Origin of the sequence: Vibrio sp. TBV020 (genome assembly GCF_046056895.1) — a bacterium.
In the GTDB taxonomy this organism is placed as follows: domain Bacteria; phylum Pseudomonadota; class Gammaproteobacteria; order Enterobacterales; family Vibrionaceae; genus Vibrio.
In genome coordinates this window covers 1,410,930-1,431,105 of sequence record NZ_JBEEAQ010000003.1, presented here as the reverse complement: position 1 = coordinate 1,431,105, position 20,176 = coordinate 1,410,930, and the positions used below count along the sequence as shown (strand labels likewise).

Sequence of the window (20,176 nt, the reverse complement as noted above, 5' to 3'; positions counted from 1 at the left end):
ATTCGTATTAAAGTAAAAAGCGCCAAATAGGCGCTTTTTTTATTGTCTAAAATACTATTAAGCCCCACAAATGTGAGGCTAATATTAATTCAAACTGAAAATTAACGTTCCCAGTACGCTTCTTCTAAGCTATCTTCACGCTCTGGTAAACCACGGGATAAACGTGGCGAGTGTTGAACCAACACCTCATAACTTGCTCGGTTTGAATATTTACAAACTTGAGAAAAAGATGAATATGTTAAGTAAGAGTGAGCATGCTTACTGGAATTCGGTACATTCTCTCTATGGTATTTATTCGCTGCCATATCGTGTAGTAACGCAGATAACGCTGCATCGCCCGCACCATTAGTATTCTTAATTTTCTCTGGTCCACCCATATATGGAGCAATATGTGAATAAACCTTAATAGGGTTGTCACACAATTCTTTCGATGCTGGGCGACTAAATTCATAACGGTTGAACTCAGCAATGCTACCTGGCAACAATGGTAGTGACGTTTCACGCTTCGCCGAGTCTTCTGTATAACCTGCCATAAATAAACCCACTGGGCCGGCAGTACATAGTACAAGATCAACCCATTCTAGTGCTTTATCTGACGCTGCAAGTGGTTCTGACTCGCCTGTTAGCGCTTCTGCTTCGTCTTCATTCATTGCAACAACAGAAACATGGTCACGTAAGAAGTCTTGCCAGAATTTAGGATCATCTTGAATCACGAACTTAGTTCCTAGAGTCAATACAACCGGTACGTCATGCTTCTTAGCATACTCAATAGCCTTCATTGTTGCTTCAGGCATTGGGTCACCTTCTTTGCAACGAACCAAATACGCCGTCAAAACAAGCGCTGATGCATTTTTGAAGATTTTCTCTGGGATGCTCTCAGGCTTCAGTTGGTTCATTTGACCTTCACTGATAGCAAACGTACGTTCGCCGTCCTCAGTAATAAGCGCGAAACAACGACCAATAGCACCTTCAACACCTTGAAGGTGGTTTAAATCCATACGGCTCGACGTATTACATAAATAACGGTAACCGTAGCTGCCGATCTTAATATCTTGGCTCATTACACCCAATAACGTAGAACGGTCATCGGCTAATACTGAGTAGTTATGAAGCGTATTACCAATCGTACCACCAGCGTATTCATTAGTGATCAACTCACGTTCTTTTAGTTCGTTGTATAACGCTTCTGCAGTCGCATCATCAATAACTAAAGAATGTCCCTTACTCAGATTGTATTTGTCGATCAGTTCACTGCTCACCTTAGCTTCAATATCAACCAAAGTTTGGTCAATACCGATGATATGCGTGCGCGACATTTTTTTGCTTTCTTGTGATTGGCTTACAAGCGGATCACGGGCATGAACAGGAAAGTAATGCTTAGATTTACGTTGACCAGGAAATTTCATAGCTATGCTTCTGCAGTAAAGAGTTCGGAATAAGGGATGAAAAGAAGCCGGATTCTACCTCGCACTGATTAGCGCGGCAACACGTGGAATTATAGCAAACGTTTGCAAGAGTAATAATTTTGTGAACAACTTTAGGTGTAATAAATAAGAGGAATAAAAAAGCGGATTAACACTCTGCATTAATCCACCATAAAAGTTACTCGCCTTCCATAAAACTTAGATCAGGTAGTGAATCTAAATTTTCAGAATAACGTTTTAGGTCAAACTCGTTACCATTCTTCATCACATCAAATATTTCGATCGCTACTGCGCATGCCATCATTGCTACCGCCTCATCACGAGGTGTTCCTGTCATCATCAGGCGCATCAACGTTTCTTTTGTTTTGATAGGGCTTCCATCAGCCAATTGGTTTTCAATTACTTCAACTAGCTGCTCTTCACCCATCATCTGATTTTCATCAGTCATATTATTTTCTCGTATTGACTTGAATTCCGCTTACTATGCCATATATAGCCATTCTATACTCGTAAAACCGCAGATATAGTGAAAATTGGAAGTGTGATTTCAGTCTCGGATCTGTCCCACTGGCACGCTTTCTGATAAAATCTGCGTCCAGTTAAATTAAGTGGTGTTTAGTAATGTCTGACAACTGTACTGATAACAGTCAAAAGAAAGTCATCGTTGGCATGTCCGGCGGTGTTGATTCATCGGTTTCTGCTTACCTTCTCAAGCAACAAGGCTACCAAGTAGAAGGCCTGTTCATGAAGAACTGGGAAGAAGATGACAATGAAGAGTACTGTACAGCAGCAGAAGATCTGGCCGACGCACAAGCAGTGTGTGACAAGCTAGGCATTCACCTACATACAATTAACTTTGCTGCGGAATACTGGGACAACGTATTTGAATACTTCCTTGCTGAGTATAAAGCGGGTCGTACACCAAACCCTGATATTCTTTGCAATAAAGAAATCAAATTTAAAGCTTTCTTAGAATTTGCGGATGAAGTACTAGACGCAGACTATATTGCTATGGGTCACTACGTACGCCGAACTTTCCCTACAGCTGAAGGTGAAAAAGCAAAAATGCTCCGCGGCTTAGACGGCAACAAAGACCAAAGTTACTTCTTATACACATTAAGCAGTGAGCAAGTGGCACGCAGCCTGTTCCCTGTTGGTGAACTAGAGAAGCCTGAAGTTCGCCGTATCGCTGAAGAACAAGATCTCATCACTGCGAAGAAAAAAGATTCAACGGGTATCTGTTTTATCGGCGAGCGCAAGTTTACTGATTTCTTAGGTCGATACTTGCCTGCACAGCCAGGTGACATTGAAACACCAGAAGGCAAAGTGATCGGCAAGCACAATGGTTTGATGTACCACACTCTTGGTCAGCGTAAAGGCCTACATATTGGTGGTCAAAAAGGCGGCGGCGGTAACGAAGATCCGTGGTTTGTTGGTGACAAAGACCTTAAACGCAACGTCCTAATTGCCGTTCAGGGTAAAGATCACCCAATGCTGAAATCTCAAGGTTTAATCGCCTCTCAACTACACTGGGTAGATCGTGAAGCGATTAAAGAACCGTTACAATGCACTGTAAAAACTCGCTACCGCCAAACAGATATCCCATGTACTATCATCCCTATCGATGATGAAAACATCAAAGTTATCTTTGACGAACCGCAAGTTGCTGTTACGCCAGGGCAATCTGCTGTCTTCTATAAAGATGAAGTCTGCCTAGGCGGCGGTATCATCGAAGAGCGTATTTAAATTAATCGTAACCATTTAGGAGTAGAATTACGTGGCTAACACACTTTACGACCGCACTATCGCATTTGCTGGAATCTGCCAGGCCGTTGCTCTGGTACAACAAGTCGCTAAAAACGGTCACTGTGACTCTGACGCGTTTGAAACTTCTTTAAAAGCGATCTTAAACACCAGCCCTAGCAATACAGTAGGTGTTTATGGTCGTGAAATTGATTTGAAGTTAGGCCTAGAATGCTTAGTCAAAGGCATTGATAGCACTCCGACTGGTAGTGAGATTACTCGTTACATCATTAGCTTAATGGCTCTAGAGCGTAAACTTCAGACTCGCAACGACGCGATGTCTCAGCTTGGTGATCGTATTCAAATGCTTGAACGCCAATTGGATCATTTTGAACTGCTTGATGAACAGATGCTAAGTAACCTTGCTAGCGTTTATCTTGATGTGATTAGTCCAGTTGGGCCACGTATTCAAGTGACGGGTACTCCAGCAGTGCTTCAGCAAACTTCAAATCAACATAAAGTGCGTGCTCTACTGCTTTCTGGTATTCGAAGTGCTGTTTTATGGCGTCAAGTAGGTGGTAAACGCCGCCACTTGATTTTCGGCCGTAAGAAGATGGTCGAACAGGCCCAGATTCTACTCGCTAGAATGTCATAATCACTATAAGCTCGCGCATAGACGCGAGCTTATTTTTTGTACTCAGGTACAACTTTCCTTATACCAGAACAACACTCACGCAAACGTTTGCGCAATATTCGTGACAAACGCGTCAGATACTGGTATAAAGCTCTCAAAATTTCGAAACTCAATTTTCAGGAGAACATCATGGAACTGTCAGCATTGACTGCTGTTTCACCAGTAGACGGTCGTTACGGAAGTAAAACTATTGCACTTCGCAGCATCTTTAGTGAGTTTGGCCTACTAAAGTACCGCTCTATCGTTGAAATTCGTTGGTTACAGAAGCTTGCAGCTACAGATGCAATCACAGAAGTTCCTGCATTCAGCGCAGAAGCAAACAAGTTCCTAGATGAGCTAGCAGCAAATTTCTCAGAAGAAGACGCGGCACGCATTAAAGAAATCGAGCGTACAACAAACCACGACGTTAAGGCTGTTGAATACTTCCTTAAAGAAAAAGTTGCCGGTGTACCAGAGCTAGATGCAGTTAACGAGTTTATTCACTTCGCTTGTACTTCAGAAGACATCAACAACACTTCTCATGCTCTAATGCTAAAAGAAGCTCGCGATGAAGTTATTCTTCCTGAAATCAAAAACATCATTGACGCGATTAAAGCACTTGCTGTCGAATACCGCGACATTCCTCTTCTTTCTCGTACACACGGTCAGCCAGCTTCTCCATCAACAATGGGTAAAGAAATGGCGAACGTTGCGTACCGTATGGAGCGTCAATACAAGCAAATCGCTAACGTTGAGATTCTAGGTAAAATCAACGGCGCTGTAGGTAACTACAACGCTCACCTGTCTGCTTACCCTGAACTAGACTGGCACAAGTTCTCTGAAGAGTTCATTACTGAATCTTTAGGCGTAACTTGGAACCCTTACACGACTCAGATTGAACCGCACGATTACATCGCTGAGCTATTCGATGCAGTTGCACGTTTCAACACTATCCTAATCGACTTCGATCGTGACGTTTGGGGTTACATCGCACTAGGTCACTTCAAACAGAAGACAATTGCTGGTGAGATCGGTTCATCAACAATGCCTCACAAAGTTAACCCAATCGACTTTGAAAACTCTGAAGGTAACCTAGGTCTTGCGAACGCAGTATTTGGCCACCTAGCACAGAAACTTCCTATCTCTCGCTGGCAGCGTGACCTAACTGACTCAACAGTTCTACGTAACCTAGGTGTTGGTGTTGGCTACGCAATCATTGCATACACTTCTACGCTGAAAGGTATCAGCAAGCTAGAAGTTAACCGTGAAGCGCTACTTGCTGAACTAGACCAAAACTGGGAAGTTCTAGCAGAACCTGTACAGACGGTTATGCGTCGTTACGGTATCGAAAAACCATACGAGAAGCTAAAAGAGCTAACTCGTGGTAAGCGTGTAGATGGTGAAGCAATGCGTAACTTCATCGATGGCCTTGAGCTTCCAGAGCACGAGAAAGCACGTCTTAAAGAGATGACTCCAGCGAACTACATCGGCCAAGCTATCGAGCTGACTGATAAGCTGTAATTGCTTTAAAGTACGAAAATTTAAAAGGGTTGGTGTGTAAGCATCAACCCTTTTGTTTTTTGTGTTTCATATTTGATGGTAAGTCGATAACTTAATTAGATTCCCTACTCCTTCCTTCGTCAGTCTATGGAATGACAATGTATACAGCATTAGCCCGCATTCTTATTGTCATCCCCGAGAGCGAGAAACGAGAGAGTTGGGGAACTCCCAAAGCTGTCCGAAAACTAAAAGAGATTCCGTACTCACAACTTCGTTGATTTAAGGAATGACGTATTTACAGCTTCTGTCCTTCATGTTTTCTGAAAGAATAGAGTTATTTGTCCAACCTCAACACCGAACTTTTTTATCTTTGTCAGATTAAAAACATGTTCATCATCTTGGCGATATAACCAGTCATCAAACGCGACAACCACTGATGAATCGTCTAGCTGGAGCTCAAAGTCATATTGCCATTGAAGGGCGTTACCGACTTCTCTTCCGGTAGCTTGACCGATAATATCGTCAGCCTGGCCCACATAACTGCCATCTTCTAAACGTTCAATGACCCAAATCCGCTGTGATATTTCTCCGTCGTCAAAAACAAAGTCTTCAACAAGCGTCAAGGTGTTACCTTCAACACTGCCTTCAATCTTAACTTCAAACCGTCTGGTCTGTTTGTCGGTATAGTCCTGCACCATTCCCCAAGCTACAGTTGAGCCTTGAAAATACTCGAATAAATCAAAGTCAGGTCCAGATGTTTCGTAGTCATCTAAATCACTACTACAACCAATTAACGCTAATGAAAGGACGATTGCGAACAGCGCTATAAAAAAGGATTTGATCATCGATTGTTCCCTATTAAACCTTGTCTAAGCTTTGGGTACTCAGTGTCTGGCGACAGCCAAATAGCTAGGAAAGCATCATTAAGCGTTTCATCGGTAATCGCCCCAATCAATTGCTGAGATGCTTCAACAGAGTGAAAGAATTGGCCTTGTTGACCATCAGTTACATAGGTGATGTTGTGCCCTTCTTCAATATCGGGAAATATGGTTTCAAGCTCTACAGCCCACGTTCTGGCTTGGAAGTAGCTGAAACCCAGTTTCTCCCACTGCTCTACTGTTGCGTCTAACAACTGCTGTTGCGATATGTCGCGCTGATAGGTGATAGACAAAGCTAAAGGATGTGGTGTGATGTCTTTATCTACCTTGTACTGTCCACTAGGAGTTAGTAACTGAGAATTATATATATCAAAGAAGAACATGGATAATTGAGCTCTACCCACTTCATTCCACTTATTCCAGTCGGTGCTTTCGTCGTGATTAATACCTGACGCCGAGACACTACTGGCTAGAGTTAGAAGCCCGACTATTATTAGCGTTTTCATATCTATACCCTCTTAAAATTAGGGCGATGATGCATGTCCATTCAAGAGCCAGCATAAGCGCACTGTAATGCAACGGTAGAGAAAATGTCACTCCACCAAATTTTTCTCCAGCGATGTAGCTCAATGACCCAGCAACGCCTCCTACTAGAGATACGATAACAATCGGGTATTGGTTCAGTAGAGAGCTAAGAAAAGAGGCGTACCAAGAAAAGATAAACCAAAGCGCTATTAACCAAAGGGGGAATGAGTCATTTGCAAACTCAAACCACCCTACCGCCATGTGGAAATAGTCGAGCATCGTGCCCAAGGCTGCGATGACAACGACTTTTTTCCATGCGATATCTCCTTTCACACTTGAGATTACTAAGGTGAAGAAAACAAGCGAAAGAGTAACGTATTGAAGACTTTCTGCTCCTATTACGGCCATAAACCAAATCACTTGAAACCAAGTCGATATAATAATAAGTCGCTTCATAGCCATCCCCAATCGAGTCGCTATGAACGCTGAAAAGTCATGTGCACTGTACTAATAGATTTGGCTTTAAATCCGCCTTCGCAATAACAAAAGTAATAGTTCCACATTCTAATGAAGCGTTCATCGAATCCTAGTTCGTTAACTTCTTCTAGCTTACTATTGAATCTCAGGTACCAATGACGCAGCGTTGTGGCGTAGTCCTCACCGATATCAAAGAGATCTCTAAGTATGAGGTCACTATGTTGAGTCGTCGCTTGAGTTAACGCAGTGATTGACGGTAGGAAGCCACCTGGGAAAATGTATTTTTGAATAAAATCAACGTTGTTACTGTAGTAATCATAACGTTGGTCGGCAATTGTTATAGCTTGAATTGCCATCAAACCACCGGGCTTAAGCAACGATTGGCATTTTTGAATGTATGAGGTGAGAAACTGTTTGCCCACGGCTTCGATCATCTCAATAGACACTAGCTTGTCATACTCTCCCTCTAACAATCGATAGTCTCGTTTGAGGAGGTTTATCTTACCTGTGAGACCTTTAGCCTTAATTTGCTGCTCAGCGTATTGATGTTGCTGTTCAGATATAGTGGTAGTCGTTACATGACAGCCATAAGTCTCTGCCATATAGATTGCCATCGCCCCCCAACCCGTACCAATCTCAATAACATGATCACTTTCTTTGAGTTGAAGCTGTTGGCAAAGGCGCTCCATTTTGTTGACTTGAGCTTGTTCTAACGTGTCAGTTGCAGACTCAAACAGAGCAGATGAATAGAGCATGCGTTCATCTAAAAACGTTTTGTACAAATCATTGCTGAGGTCGTAGTGAGCTTCGATATTTTTTGCGGAATTTTCCACTGTATTCCTATTCAGCCAATGGCTCACCTGGTACATCAATTTGGACAGCATACTTGAACGACTTTCTATCGAATCAAGTGCTGATAAGTTAAGCGCCATCAATTCCATGAGCTGGGTGAGATCAGGACTGTCCCACCAGCCGTCCATGTAAGCTTCACCTGCTGCAATACTACCGCCCTTCAAAAGACGTGAGTAAAACGCTGGGTTCTTCACCTCGATTAGCGCATTCGGTTTATCATCACTAGGCTTGCCAAAGGTTTCGCGCACTTGGTGAGATGATCCTTGATGAAAGGTTTCGACTACGGCCAATGATCCAATTTGAAGCTTATACAAACAGGCGAAAACGATATTTCTGGCACTTTTTTGTACAGTCGTCAGTGGCACGGGTAAAGGTAATGTTTGAGAGTTCATCATTGTTTCAAATCCTTGTTATTTTTCTACATCAGCGCGTGTCAAAGGCTTGTTGTCGTCATGGCTTTTGTACTTAGGGTGCGAGTAAAACGGTGCACCCTTTATCAATAGCTTTAGAGCATGCCAGTAGATACCTGTAGTCACTTTTACTGCCATCAATGGCGTCGAGATCAGATGTCTCAGCAATATTTTTGAGCACAATGGGTGTTTACGCATTTTCAACGTAGCATCAAACACTTTCGTCTCTTTATGACACTCTAAATGGATAGACAGTTGACGAATCAGAGGTCTAATTTTCCACTGGTATCGTTGATCTATCGGGTTAAACGGTGATACATGAAATTCCTTAGCGTGGCTCCACGTTGCTTCATCATTAGCATCCAAAGCATAGTAATGGCGTTCGTTCCAAGGGGTATTGCTCACTTCAGCAAGAAGGTAACGCCATTGGTTTTCTTCGTCATAAATATAATAAAAGTTGACTGGGCTAAAATAGACACCCAAGTATCTTAAATGCACAACAGCTTCCACACGCCCGTCGATCCTCTGCCCGGTTAACTCGAATAGTTTATCGAGAATGGCTCGTTTAAGATCACCCTGTCCAAGGTAGTCTTCACGTTTAAAGCGAGCCCAATGCCACCACTTACTACCAAATCCCCATACCTTTTTTTCTAGATGCTCGATTTCATCTAAATCAATACAAGGCATAAAAAGCGGATAGTTCAAGCTATGCTCTATGGGTGTAAAACGTCGATGTCGAACCGTGCCAACAAGCAGAGAACTATTCATATTAAGCGGCCCCTTGCTGACGGTTAGCATGATCTAAGCGATCAATCTCCCGCACTACATCCAACGCACTCCTTACCCCATCTTCATGAAAACCGTTGTACCAATAGGCTCCACAGAACCACGTGTTTGTTACACCGTTTATTTCGCTGCGTCTTGCCTGCGAGTTTATGGTCTCAAGGTTAAATACCGGATGGTGGTAGACAAAACGTTTTAAAATCTTATCTGAGTTAATTTGGTCACTGCTATTCAATGACACACAGAAGGTATGTGGTGAGTCAATATGCTGCAGAATGTTCATATTGTAGGTAAGTGTTGGAGCTCTTGATTGCTCTGACGAAGAACCATCTAGCCAATAGTTCCATGATGCCCAAGCCGCCTTTCGTTTTGGGAGTAGCTGCTCGTCAGTGTGAAGAATCACTTCATTCGCTTGATAGCAAAGTCCTGCGAGCACATCGCTTTCTATAGAGCCAATGTCACTCAACAACTCTTTTGCTTGATCACTGTGACAAGCAAAAATCACATGGTCAAATCGTTCTACTTCACCGTTAACATGAATGGTTGCACCTGCCGCATCGCGATGAACTGACTCAACCGGACTGTTTAACTTTATCTTATCGGAGAAACCTTCAGTCAAAGGAACAATATACTCACGGGAGCCTCCTTTTATTACATACCATTGCGGGCGATTTGTAATATCAAGCAAACCATGATTTAGAAAGAATCGCGCGAAAAATTGAAGTGGAAAAGCTCTCATATCTGCTAGAGTTGAGGACCAAATTGCTGCCCCCATCGGCAATATGTAGTTCTCACTAAAGTAATCGCTGAACTGATGCTTAGATAAGAAATCTCCTAGCGTCATCAAGCCTTTGTCACCTTCAGTCGCCACCTCTTTCACCATTCGATTGAAACGCAAAATTTCCAAGATGAATGAGTAAAACTTAGGGTTGAACCAGTTTCTTCTTTGAGCAAAGAGCGTTGACAGTGTATGGCCGTTGTATTCCAATCCGTTGCTATCATTACGAACACTAAAACTCATTTGGCTAGGCGTACCTTCAACACCAATTTCGTCTAATAGCGCCATAAAGTTAGGGTACGTTCTGTCGTTGTAGACAATGAAGCCTGTATCTACAGCATAATCTCGTCCATCAACCTCAACATCAACCGTCGCAGTATGGCCCCCAATATAGTCGTTAGCTTCATACAAGGTAATGTCATGTTGACGATGAAGGTAATATCCACATGTCAGTCCAGATATACCCGTTCCAATAATTGCTATTTTCATAATGTCGCCTCTAACCTTGAGCTAACAGTTTTGATGTGATGGCGTTTTGCCAACGATACGGGAGCAACCCAATCACTCTTAGTAAAGATGTGAACTTTCTCGGAAAGTAAATGTGAGATTTCTTTCGTGCCAGACCTTGGCGGATTTCTTCTGACGCTCGCTCCGTTGAAATCAACATTGGCATTTCGAAGGTATTTTTGTCGGTCAATGGCGTTTTTACGAAACCAGGATAAATCACAGAAACATGAATATTTTTGGGTTTGAGATCCACTTGAAGAGTGCGAGCGAGGTAGCTCACGGCCGCTTTTGATGCTCCATACGCCTCTGCCCTAGGAAGCGCGACTTCACTAGCAATGGAGCCAACAATGCCGATATGGTGCCCTGCCTTATAATATTGCTGACTCGCCTCGATAACGTTCGTTAAACCAATGACATTAATATCAAACACACGCTTCATTAGGCTGGCATCGACAACTCCTTCATCCATATATTCACAATCACCCGCATTAAAAATCCACAGTTCGGGAATGAAGGGGAGTGAATTGAAGATGTCACGTGTTTGCTCAAAATCCGTTAGGTCAAACATTAGAGGTGTAATGTTAGGATACTGGGAGCAGAGCTGGTCGAGTACCGCGTGATTTCGCCCACAAGCAAGAACGCGCTCTCCAGAAGATGCGTAGTCACTGGCAAGTTGTAGACCGATCCCTGAAGTTGCCCCTGTTATCAATACGCCACTCATTGCCCTAACCTCTGCTTAATCGTCTTGATTACCGAGCCCAGAAGCGGCAAGTTTTCATACAGCATTTCACCCAAGTCGAAGTAATCACGGTGATAAATAACTCGGCCTTGAGAAAACTTTAAATGACTCACACCATTAACGTAGATGACAGAGCCTTTAGACAATTTGGGATGCTCTAGGGCCATCTGCCATGTTAAAAAGCCACTATCACCTGTTTGCTGATGGTCTTGGATAGTGAATTCGCAGCGTTTTACATTAGCGTAAAGGGACTCAAAGTAGCTTCTTAGTGCATCCCAGCCTTCTAAGCGATGAGCAGCGTCCTCAAAAACAACTTCTTGATGATATATATCAGACAACAAGTGCAAACTAGACTTGTTGAGTTGTTGATATACGGCCCCTACTTTTTGTACATCCATTCGCTTCCCTCTCATAGTTGTACATAAAATAATTCTGTACAATTAATATAACCTTAGATGAATACATAAAGTTGTACAAATATTTTTTTGTACAACTTTTGATGGGTTGTACGAGAGGCTCATGAGAATAGATCAAAAAAAGGCTTGGTAATAAACCAAGCCTTTTCAATAAACTAGCTAAATTCTAATTACGAGTTGCGCAGTGCCGAAATACGCTTATCCAATGGTGGGTGGCTCATAAGTAACTCAGTAAGAGACTGTTTACCGTTGATACCAAATGCCATCATAGAACCCTCTAGCTGAGACTCTTGACTCATTTTTAGGCGTTCAAGTGCAGCAATCATCTTATGCTTACCAACTAATTGTGCAGCGCCAGAATCAGCATGGAATTCACGATGGCGGCTGTACCACATTGTGATGAAGCTTGCTAAGAAACCAAACACTAGCTCAAGGACGATGCTGACACCAAAGTAAACCATCATGTTACTGCCGCCTTCTTCCTCGTCACTATTCGACGACACAATGTTGGCAATAAAGCGTGATAGGAAGATAACAAATGTGTTCACGACACCTTGCATTAACGTCATGGTTACCATGTCACCATTTGCAATATGGCTAACTTCATGGGCAAGTACCGCTTCAGCCTCATCACGGGTCATGTTGTGAAGTAGACCGGTAGATACCGCAACCAGAGAGTCGTTTCGTTTGGCACCTGTTGCGAATGCGTTGATATCCGCAGAGTCGTAAATCGCTACGGTTGGCATACCAATACCGACTTGCTCAGATTGACGACGGACTGTTTCTAATAGCCAGTGCTCCGTCTCGTTGCGAGGGCTTTCAATTACCATACCACCAACAGAACGCAAGGCCATGCCCTTTGACATCATCAAAGAGATGAAAGAACCACCAAAACCAAATACAGCAGCCATAACGAGCAAGCCTGACAGGCTACCTGGTTGCATGCCTGTCACTGCATAAACAATGTTCAGGACAACACTTAATACCAAGACAACAGCTAAGTTAGTTGCAAGGAATAACATTACTCGCTTCATTACTTTTCTCCAAAAAAACGGAAGCATTTTATTATTACTGGAGATAAATCTAGCTCCAGCTTGTTCTTAACCTAATAGATATAGTCTATTCCTTTTATTTACAAGGTTAAGCAGCAAATTGAAACATTTGATTTCTATATTTTTATTTTTTATCACTAACGCGCCAAGCATTCACCACGTAATGTCTCCAGCATAAATAACAGTTGTAAAATATCGGGTGTTAGACTTTGGTAGTATTGCTGTGGAAGATAGACGTGGTAGATTTGGGGAAGATGAAAAAATCCATGGAACAAAGGAATCGAATCATGGTTGAAACTAACGACTATCAAATGGCTATTGATCTGTTGTGCTGTCACCTAGGGCTTTCCGAAGAAGAAGCAAAAAAGCAGCTAGGTATTTCTGCTGAAGATAAAACGCAGAAGCGAATCATTGAGACTCAGTCTGCATTAATGGGTCTGAATCAAGACAAATAATACGCACACTGTAATTAAAAACGGCTGCCCACTGGCAGCCGTTTTGCTTTTTAACTAGTCTCGACTGAGTAATGGTGAGACATCAATATACTTTGCCAGACCCTGACGCTTCACCGAAGGAACGTAAGGAATTTCCCCTATCTTCGGTGCATCAATTTTCTGCTCAAGCATTTCAATGATCTCTGCATAATGTTCAGTGCCTGGGTTGATTCGGTTAGCAACCCAACCTACGACTTCTAGTCCATCCGCTTTGATAGCATCGAGAGTTAACATAGCGTGGCTTAGACAACCCAGCTTGATCCCTACAACAAGTACTACAGGCAATTTCTCTTGCTGTACCCACGTTGATAAGCAATCCGAGCTAGATACCGGCACTCGCCAACCACCCGCTCCTTCAACTAATACGATATCTGAGTTTTGTTTATGCTGAGCCAATTTATCACTCAGTACCGAGTACTCAATCTCAATATTTTCACGTATTGCCGCAATATGTGGAGAGGCAGGCAGTTCCAATGCGTACGGGTTTACATCGTCATACGCAACGTCAACGGTCGCAGCTTTTTGTAAGTACAATGCGTCTGAGTTTCTAAAACCCTCGGCAGTCTTGTCACTGCCCGCAGCAACCGGCTTGTAGCCAATTGTGTTTAATCCTTTTTCCGCAAGTGCGTTTAAAATCGCTTTAGAAGCAACTGTTTTTCCAACATCGGTATCCGTACCCGCAATAAAAAATGCATCAATCATAGATTAATAACCCCTAAACAGACCTGATATGTTGCAGGTAGAAGACCCTGATGATTTCGGTAGGTTTGATATTCTTTCTCAACTAAACACAGTGATTTTCGACTGGTGAGTCCATTTGCTCTACCGTCTACATGTGTTGCTCCAATGCCTTTTAAATCACGCATCAGAGCAAAAGCAGTGTCATACCAAACCGTAATGGCCGCTAAGTCTAGTTGATGCTCATGGCATTCAGATTGCGCTAACGCAATTTTTACCTGATTGTTTGAAATAAACTCATTGACGTGTTGATATGAATCAATTTTGGCCCATGCTTGCTTTAGTTCGCATAATGAACCGTCTAGAAGCGTAGATAAATAGGCTTGACCGTGAGGCTTAACCACTCGTTTGATTTCTCTCAGTGGAACCGATAAATCCAAACACCATTGAAGGGCTAGGCTAGAAAAAACGTAGTCAACGCTACTATTGCCAAAAGGAAGTTGCTCCGCATCGCCTTGTTGGTAAGTCGTAGCTAAATCTCCACAACGAGCTTTGGCTGCTTCAAGCATCTGCTCGGACAAATCAAAACAGATGACGTGTGCTCCTCGCTTAAGTAGTTCAAGAGAAAAATAACCAGTACCACAACCAATATCTAATACCGTTTTACCGGTAAGGTCATTGGGCATTTTTTCGAGTAAACGCTCACCAACATCACGTTGAAACGCTGCATGTTGGTCATAACTTTTTGCAGCACGACCAAATGCTTCCGCGATTGCTGTTTTGTTGACTAAATTAGGTGAATCAATTAATACTGCCTGTTCCATTTCTTCACTTCTCTACAGCTCGTTTTATTTCGGTTGCCAATCGGTCTATATGATGTAATTCATGCCTAGCTGTTAAGGTAATCCGAAGCCGAGCACTACCATTTGGTACCGTCGGAGGTCGAATAGCGGTAACCCATATACCTGCATTCTTTAGTTGCTCCGCAACACCCACCGCATCTTCGGAACGACCAATAACGAAAGGCTTAATTGAAGTGTGAGTGTGCTGATAACCCTCAATATCAGACAAGGCGTCATGATAATGTTCATTTAGCTCAGAGAGCTTATCTCTGCGCCATTGCTGAGTTTGAATCATCTCCGCTGCATAAGTTAATGCCACGGCTTGTGCTGGAGGGATTGACGTTGAATAAACATGGTGACGTGCAAACTGAGTTAAGTAATCACCAACTTCACTACTGCACATAATCGCAGCGCCAGATAAGCCAAACGCTTTGCCAAATGTCACTACGAGAAGTTCTGGCTGGATTCCAGCAGCTGCACAACTCCCTTGTCCGTTGCTCCCTAACACACCGATACCGTGCGCGTCATCAACGGCTAACCAAGCTTTTCCACTAACCTTTGAGTAGATATCCGCAAGAGGTGCTAGATCACCATCCATACTGAATACCCCTTCTGTGACAACCAAAGCACTGTCAGATAATAAACTCGTCAAGTGTTTCACGTCGTTATGCCTAAAGCGCTTCATCGTCGCTGGTGACAACATACCTGCTTCCATCAACGATGCGTGGTTGAGCTTATCTTGAAGCAATAAGTCACCTTTTTGCAGCAAAGAGAAAAGTAGCGCTTGATTAGCAGAAAAGCCCGAGCTAAATAAAACAGCGCGTTCAAACCCCAGCCAGTTACACAAAGTTTCTTCAAGTCTTTGGTGTGCAGAGCAAAAGCCCGTCACTAAAGGTGAAGCACCGCTACCATTCCCATACATGTCTAACCCTGCCTGCCAAACTTTGGTTAGCTCTTTATCAGCAGCTAACCCAAGGTAATCATTGCTGGAAAAGTTTAGGTACTCGAGGCCATCATTGGTTAATTTCGATGTGTTACCACCATCCACCAAGCAAACTGAGCGATTCAAGCCCTTCTGATTTCTTTCAGCAAGGGCTTGTCGGATACGAGAGCTAAACAGTGGCATCGTAGAACAAGTCGTCTTTTGTCGGCCTTGCTGCTACACGCTCCACAACGCGATCGAGCAGATCGTTCTCTTCTATCTCATCAGGTTTTTGGGAAACTTCTTGGCGGTTGATACCCAACTTGTTAAATAGCTGCATATCTTTATCTTCAGATGGGTTTGGTGTGGTTAGTAGCTTACAACCGTAGAATACTGAGTTTGCACCTGCCATAAAGCACAATGCCTGCATCTGTTCATTCATGTCTTCACGACCAGCAGATAGACGCACAGCAGACATTGGCATCATGATACGAGCCAATGCAATCAGACGAATAAAATCGAACGGTTCAACATCATCCACCTCTTCAAGTGGCGTACCTTTCACTTTTACCAGCATATTAATTGGCACACTCTCAGGATGAGTAGGTAAGTTAGCCAATTCAACAAATAGTCCTGCGCGATCGTTCGTACTTTCACCCATACCTATGATACCGCCAGAACAAATCTTCATACCTGCATCGCGAACGTGAGATAAAGTATCTAGTCGATCTTGGTAAGTACGCGTAGTAATAATGCTGCCATAGAATTCTGGCGAGGTATCTAGGTTGTGGTTGTAGTAATCCAAACCTGCATCAGCCAATGAGTTAGCCTGCTCTGGCGTCAACATGCCTAGTGTCATACATGTTTCCAAGCCCATGCCTTTAACACCTTTGATCATTTCGGTCAGGTGGGGCATATCGCGTTCTTTCGGGTTTTTCCAAGCAGCTCCCATACAAAAACGTGTTGAGCCCGCATTCTTCGCTTTTTGCGCAGCATCAAGTACACGCTCAACTTCCATTAAACGTTCTTTCTCAATATCTGTGGTATAGCGAGCACTTTGAGGACAATATTTACAATCCTCCGGACAAGCCCCGGTTTTGATGGAGAGTAACGTACTCACTTGTACATGGTTATGTTGCTGGTATTGACGATGAACCATTTGCGCTTCGAACAGAAGATCCATAAATGGTTTCTCCATAAGCTCTCGAACTTCGGCAACAGTCCAGTTGTGACGTACTTCCACGTGCTTTCCTTTGATTTATAGTTAGTTTGATTACTTGGCTAGTCTACTGACACAATGTAAACTGTCAACACAACGCAAAATCAAAAGTTTACAACTGATGATTTTTCAATCACCTCTATATCGGGAATTGAACATGGATCTCACTTTCGATCGCCGCCATATATGGCATCCTTACACATCGACGTTAACACCTCTGACCTGCTATCCCGTAAGCTCTGCAAAGGGAGTAATGCTTGAATTAGAAGATGGCAAACAACTTATCGATGGGATGTCCTCATGGTGGTCAGCAATTCATGGATACAATCACCCACACCTTAACCAAGCAGCCCACAGTCAAATCGATAAGGTTTCTCATGTGATGTTTGGTGGTATCACTCACGAACCCGCAATTAACTTGTGTAAAAAGTTACTCTCGTTTGCACCAAGTAATTTACAACACGTCTTTTTAGCTGACTCAGGCTCTGTTGCCGTTGAGGTAAGCTTAAAAATGGCCTTGCAATACTGGCATGCGAAAGGTGAATCGAGGCCCAAGTTTCTAACTCTTAAGGACGGCTACCATGGTGATACCTTTGCCGCAATGTCAGTCACCGACCCAGATAACTCGATGCACTCTTTATATAAGGGCTTTCTTCCTGAGCACATCTTCGCTCAGTCGCCAAAGACGGGTTACTGGCAAGAGTGGGATGAAACTGACCTTGATGATTTCAAAGCAAAACTGGCTAAGCACCATCAAGAAGTTGCAGCTGTGATCTTAGAACCGATCATTCAAGGTGCCGGTGGTATGCGTATTTATCATCCAAACTTCTTGAAAGGTGTAAGAGATCTCTGCGATCAATATGGGGTGCTATTGATCCTTGATGAAATTGCCACAGGCTTTGGCCGTACAGGTAAAATGTTTGCTTGTGAGCATAGTAGTATTCAACCCGATATTTTGTGTGTTGGTAAAGCGCTCACCAGTGGTTACATGACATTGTCGGCAACCTTAGCCTCTAGTGAAGTCGCACACACAGTTTGCGGTGGTGATGCTGGTTGTTTTATGCATGGACCAACCTTTATGGGTAATCCACTCGCATGTGCTGTAGCAACTGCAAGTATGGAGTTGTTGGAGGAGAATAACTGGCAAAACCAAACCCGCCAGATAGAAAAGTTATTTGCAGAGCTGCTACCAAAACTTAAGCAATATGATCTAGTCGCCGATGTCCGTTGGCTAGGTGCGATTGGCGTGGTTGAAACAAAGGTCCCTGTCAATATGGAAGCGATTCAAGCGCATTTTGTTGAACAAGGCGTTTGGATTCGTCCGTTTGGTAAGCTTATTTATATGATGCCGCCATTTATTAGCGAGCCAGAGCATATTGAAAAGCTAGTCAATGCGATTGAAACCGCACTAATAAGCCCAGACTGTTTTCAATAACTTTTTCACTCTCCAAAATCAAAAAAGGCTTCCAATTTAGGAAGCCTTTCTATTTTTTACCTTTAGATGATTACTCTTGGTCAATCATCCAACGGCGGAATTCTTTACGTTCTTCTTTAGAAGATTTTAGGTACCATGCTTTTAGCTGGTCAAGGTTGCTTGTTTCAAGTTGAACCACTTTTTTCTCACCAGACTCAGCAACTTCAACAACCGTCGCATTCGCATCTTGCGCTGTCGCTGCCAATGCTGCACCTGAACCTACAACTAAACCACGCTTAGCATTGTGTTCACGAACAAGTTTAGGCATATCATAATAAGGAAAGACACCATCCCCACGATCCAAGACCTCTTGAGAGTAGTTAACGACTTGACCATCTTCAGTTACAATTTTCCACTCAGGTTCAGACTTGAAATGTGAATTCGCCTGCCCGTAGCTATAAAGTTTAGGTGCAATGAACGACAGTTCCGAGTCGGGAGCATCGAGACTAATAACATATGGTGGGGAGTCAAATAGTCTATCATTACCGCTGTCGTTTAGTTTTTTATTGTACTTTACGACAAGCTGTACCGGACCAGCAGGTATGTTCGCTACATCTCGCTTCTCCTCAACTTTAACTCCATCAATAAATAGGAGCTCTATACCTTCTTTTGGCTCAAGAGTCCCCGCCATCGCTGTTGAAGCTATTAACAACGGTAATAAGGAGAGGTGTCGTTTCATAGTATTTCCCTGTTCTTGTAATTAAAAAAGCCACCCTAGTGGGTGGCTTCTATGATAGCTAATTCAACTAAGATTAGAAGAATGCTTTAACACCAACTGCGTAACCAGTGTCAGTGTTGTCTTCGTTAGTACCACCAACTTCTGCGTAAAGAGTTGTGTTTGGAGCGATACCGTAACCTGCGTTCACGTACCAATCGTCTTGGTCTTTAGTAGCATCAACGTTGTCGTCTGACATAGCGTAACCTGCTGCGAAAGTAACTTTGTCTAGAGTGTAAGTTGCAGCAAGAGCGATTGTGTTAGCTTCGAAATCTTTAGATACATTTGTGATATCTTTAGTGAAATCGTAGTAAGCAATTGCTAGGCCTAGATTTTCTACACCGTTGTAACGAGCTTGAACAGACCATAGCGTCTCATCAGCTTCTACACCAGATTCGATAATTGTACCGTTACCGTAAAAACCAGTGAAGTCAAAGTCAGCTACACGGTAACCGATAGCACCATCAACATATGTATCGCTGTTTTTAAGAGCGATGTCGTTGTTGTAATCTTGAGCAATTGCAAGAGTACCGTAGAAAGAACCATTGTCGTAGTCGTAACGAGCGATTTCGTCTTGACAGTAAACTTCAGAATCTTCGAAGAAAGTAGTTAGACCGAACTGGTAGTCTGAACCAATGCCAGCGTCATCAAGAGCTGTACATAGACGACCAACTTTTAGAGAGCCTAGAGAGTCGTTGTAAACTGCAACGTAAGCATCACCTTCAGATGTACCAACATCTGTGAACTGCCAGAATGCACCTACTTGAGTGCTGTCAGAAACTGCGTAACGTACATCAAAATCTAGGTCAGCATCTTGAATGTCTTGTGCGAAGTCAGAGTTTTTAGCTGTATCCTTTACGTATACAACCTCGATGTCGCCGCCCATTTGAACAGTAACGCCGTCTTGGTTGTAAATTTCAAAACCAGCTGTTGCTGAAGCTGATGCTGCTAGAACTGAAAGAGCTACTAGAGTCTTTTTCATAATAATCCACTGCCTTTTCTATAGAATGGGAAATCCTTGCCCGGTTCCCTTTATGTTTTTTGATGATGACTCCTACCTCTTTTGGGTTGGATA

General features: G+C 43.1%; 22 protein-coding genes. 5 read left to right on the top strand and 17 right to left on the bottom strand.

The window, feature by feature from the left end; genetic code table 11:
* Positions 1–101: 101 nt before the first annotated feature.
* Together AAFX28_RS14595 and AAFX28_RS14590 are read right to left on the bottom strand one after the other, a co-directional pair.
* On the bottom strand, positions 102–1,406 hold the full coding sequence (locus AAFX28_RS14595) for an inosine/guanosine kinase (RefSeq protein ID WP_408688704.1): 1,305 nt from the start codon (positions 1,404–1,406) through the stop codon (positions 102–104).
* Between the two features lie 196 nt (positions 1,407–1,602).
* On the bottom strand, positions 1,603–1,872 hold the full coding sequence (locus tag AAFX28_RS14590) for a hypothetical protein (RefSeq protein WP_408688702.1): 270 nt from the start codon (positions 1,870–1,872) through the stop codon (positions 1,603–1,605).
* A 173-nt stretch (positions 1,873–2,045) separates the two neighbouring features.
* Here AAFX28_RS14590 and mnmA point away from each other — a divergent pair, with 173 nt between their 5' ends.
* From mnmA to purB, 3 genes are all read left to right on the top strand, one after another.
* Positions 2,046–3,170 carry a tRNA 2-thiouridine(34) synthase MnmA gene (gene mnmA / locus AAFX28_RS14585; protein WP_408688700.1) on the top strand — a complete coding sequence of 375 codons (1,125 nt, stop codon included), beginning with the start codon at positions 2,046–2,048 and terminating at the stop codon, positions 3,168–3,170.
* A gap of 31 nt (positions 3,171–3,201) precedes the next feature.
* Entirely contained in the window at positions 3,202–3,822 is a 621-nt protein-coding gene (gene hflD / locus AAFX28_RS14580; protein WP_408688699.1) for a high frequency lysogenization protein HflD, read from the top strand.
* A 168-nt stretch (positions 3,823–3,990) separates the two neighbouring features.
* Positions 3,991–5,361: an adenylosuccinate lyase gene (gene purB / locus AAFX28_RS14575; RefSeq protein WP_408688697.1), complete on the top strand. Its 1,371-nt coding sequence runs from the start codon at positions 3,991–3,993 to the stop codon at positions 5,359–5,361.
* A gap of 290 nt (positions 5,362–5,651) precedes the next feature.
* Here purB and AAFX28_RS14570 read toward each other — a convergent pair whose 3' ends face one another.
* From AAFX28_RS14570 to htpX, 9 genes are all read right to left on the bottom strand, one after another.
* Positions 5,652–6,185 carry a DUF3833 domain-containing protein gene (locus AAFX28_RS14570; protein WP_408688695.1) on the bottom strand — a complete coding sequence of 178 codons (534 nt, stop codon included), beginning with the start codon at positions 6,183–6,185 and terminating at the stop codon, positions 5,652–5,654.
* A complete protein-coding gene (locus tag AAFX28_RS14565; protein ID WP_408688693.1) occupies positions 6,182–6,724 on the bottom strand; it encodes a chalcone isomerase family protein in 543 nt (180 codons plus the stop codon). Before AAFX28_RS14565 ends, AAFX28_RS14570 begins: the two co-directional genes overlap by 4 nt.
* Positions 6,681–7,199: a DUF2878 domain-containing protein gene (locus AAFX28_RS14560; RefSeq protein ID WP_408688691.1), complete on the bottom strand. Its 519-nt coding sequence runs from the start codon at positions 7,197–7,199 to the stop codon at positions 6,681–6,683. The genes AAFX28_RS14565 and AAFX28_RS14560 overlap by 44 nt, the downstream gene beginning before the upstream one ends.
* A gap of 20 nt (positions 7,200–7,219) precedes the next feature.
* Positions 7,220–8,467 carry a class I SAM-dependent methyltransferase gene (locus tag AAFX28_RS14555; protein ID WP_408688690.1) on the bottom strand — a complete coding sequence of 416 codons (1,248 nt, stop codon included), beginning with the start codon at positions 8,465–8,467 and terminating at the stop codon, positions 7,220–7,222.
* A gap of 15 nt (positions 8,468–8,482) precedes the next feature.
* Entirely contained in the window at positions 8,483–9,250 is a 768-nt protein-coding gene (locus AAFX28_RS14550; protein WP_408688688.1) for a DUF1365 domain-containing protein, read from the bottom strand.
* Between the two features lies 1 nt (position 9,251).
* Complete coding sequence (locus AAFX28_RS14545) at positions 9,252–10,532, bottom strand: NAD(P)/FAD-dependent oxidoreductase (protein WP_408688687.1); 1,281 nt, start codon at positions 10,530–10,532, stop codon at positions 9,252–9,254.
* Between the two features lie 10 nt (positions 10,533–10,542).
* On the bottom strand, positions 10,543–11,271 hold the full coding sequence (locus AAFX28_RS14540) for an SDR family oxidoreductase (protein WP_408688685.1): 729 nt from the start codon (positions 11,269–11,271) through the stop codon (positions 10,543–10,545).
* Positions 11,268–11,687 (bottom strand): nuclear transport factor 2 family protein, encoded by a 420-nt coding sequence (locus AAFX28_RS14535; protein ID WP_408688683.1) that lies wholly within the window; start codon positions 11,685–11,687, stop codon positions 11,268–11,270. Before AAFX28_RS14535 ends, AAFX28_RS14540 begins: the two co-directional genes overlap by 4 nt.
* A gap of 188 nt (positions 11,688–11,875) precedes the next feature.
* On the bottom strand, positions 11,876–12,739 hold the full coding sequence (gene htpX, locus AAFX28_RS14530) for a protease HtpX (RefSeq protein ID WP_408688682.1): 864 nt from the start codon (positions 12,737–12,739) through the stop codon (positions 11,876–11,878).
* Between the two features lie 305 nt (positions 12,740–13,044).
* Here htpX and AAFX28_RS14525 point away from each other — a divergent pair, with 305 nt between their 5' ends.
* Positions 13,045–13,212: a hypothetical protein gene (locus AAFX28_RS14525; protein ID WP_171759056.1), complete on the top strand. Its 168-nt coding sequence runs from the start codon at positions 13,045–13,047 to the stop codon at positions 13,210–13,212.
* Positions 13,213–13,266: 54 nt separating this feature from the next.
* On the opposite strand, the gene bioD is transcribed toward AAFX28_RS14525, so the two are convergent.
* From bioD to bioB, 4 genes are read right to left on the bottom strand one after another with little or no spacing between them, the layout of a single operon-like run.
* Positions 13,267–13,953: a dethiobiotin synthase gene (gene bioD / locus AAFX28_RS14520; RefSeq protein WP_408688681.1), complete on the bottom strand. Its 687-nt coding sequence runs from the start codon at positions 13,951–13,953 to the stop codon at positions 13,267–13,269.
* Positions 13,950–14,753 (bottom strand): malonyl-ACP O-methyltransferase BioC, encoded by an 804-nt coding sequence (bioC, locus tag AAFX28_RS14515; RefSeq protein WP_408688680.1) that lies wholly within the window; start codon positions 14,751–14,753, stop codon positions 13,950–13,952. The genes bioD and bioC overlap by 4 nt, the downstream gene beginning before the upstream one ends.
* A gap of 4 nt (positions 14,754–14,757) precedes the next feature.
* Positions 14,758–15,897 (bottom strand): 8-amino-7-oxononanoate synthase, encoded by a 1,140-nt coding sequence (bioF, locus tag AAFX28_RS14510; RefSeq protein ID WP_408688679.1) that lies wholly within the window; start codon positions 15,895–15,897, stop codon positions 14,758–14,760.
* Positions 15,884–16,936 carry a biotin synthase BioB gene (gene bioB, locus AAFX28_RS14505; protein ID WP_408688677.1) on the bottom strand — a complete coding sequence of 351 codons (1,053 nt, stop codon included), beginning with the start codon at positions 16,934–16,936 and terminating at the stop codon, positions 15,884–15,886. The genes bioF and bioB overlap by 14 nt, the downstream gene beginning before the upstream one ends.
* 133 nt (positions 16,937–17,069) lie before the next feature.
* On the opposite strand from bioB, the gene bioA reads away from it, so the two are divergent.
* Positions 17,070–18,347 carry an adenosylmethionine--8-amino-7-oxononanoate transaminase gene (bioA, locus tag AAFX28_RS14500; RefSeq protein ID WP_408688676.1) on the top strand — a complete coding sequence of 426 codons (1,278 nt, stop codon included), beginning with the start codon at positions 17,070–17,072 and terminating at the stop codon, positions 18,345–18,347.
* 70 nt (positions 18,348–18,417) lie between these two features.
* Here bioA and AAFX28_RS14495 read toward each other — a convergent pair whose 3' ends face one another.
* Both AAFX28_RS14495 and AAFX28_RS14490 read right to left on the bottom strand, forming a co-directional pair.
* A complete protein-coding gene (locus tag AAFX28_RS14495) occupies positions 18,418–19,065 on the bottom strand; it encodes a DUF2057 family protein (RefSeq protein ID WP_408688674.1) in 648 nt (215 codons plus the stop codon).
* Positions 19,066–19,138: 73 nt separating this feature from the next.
* Positions 19,139–20,083 carry a porin gene (locus AAFX28_RS14490; protein WP_408688673.1) on the bottom strand — a complete coding sequence of 315 codons (945 nt, stop codon included), beginning with the start codon at positions 20,081–20,083 and terminating at the stop codon, positions 19,139–19,141.
* Positions 20,084–20,176 lie beyond the last annotated feature (93 nt).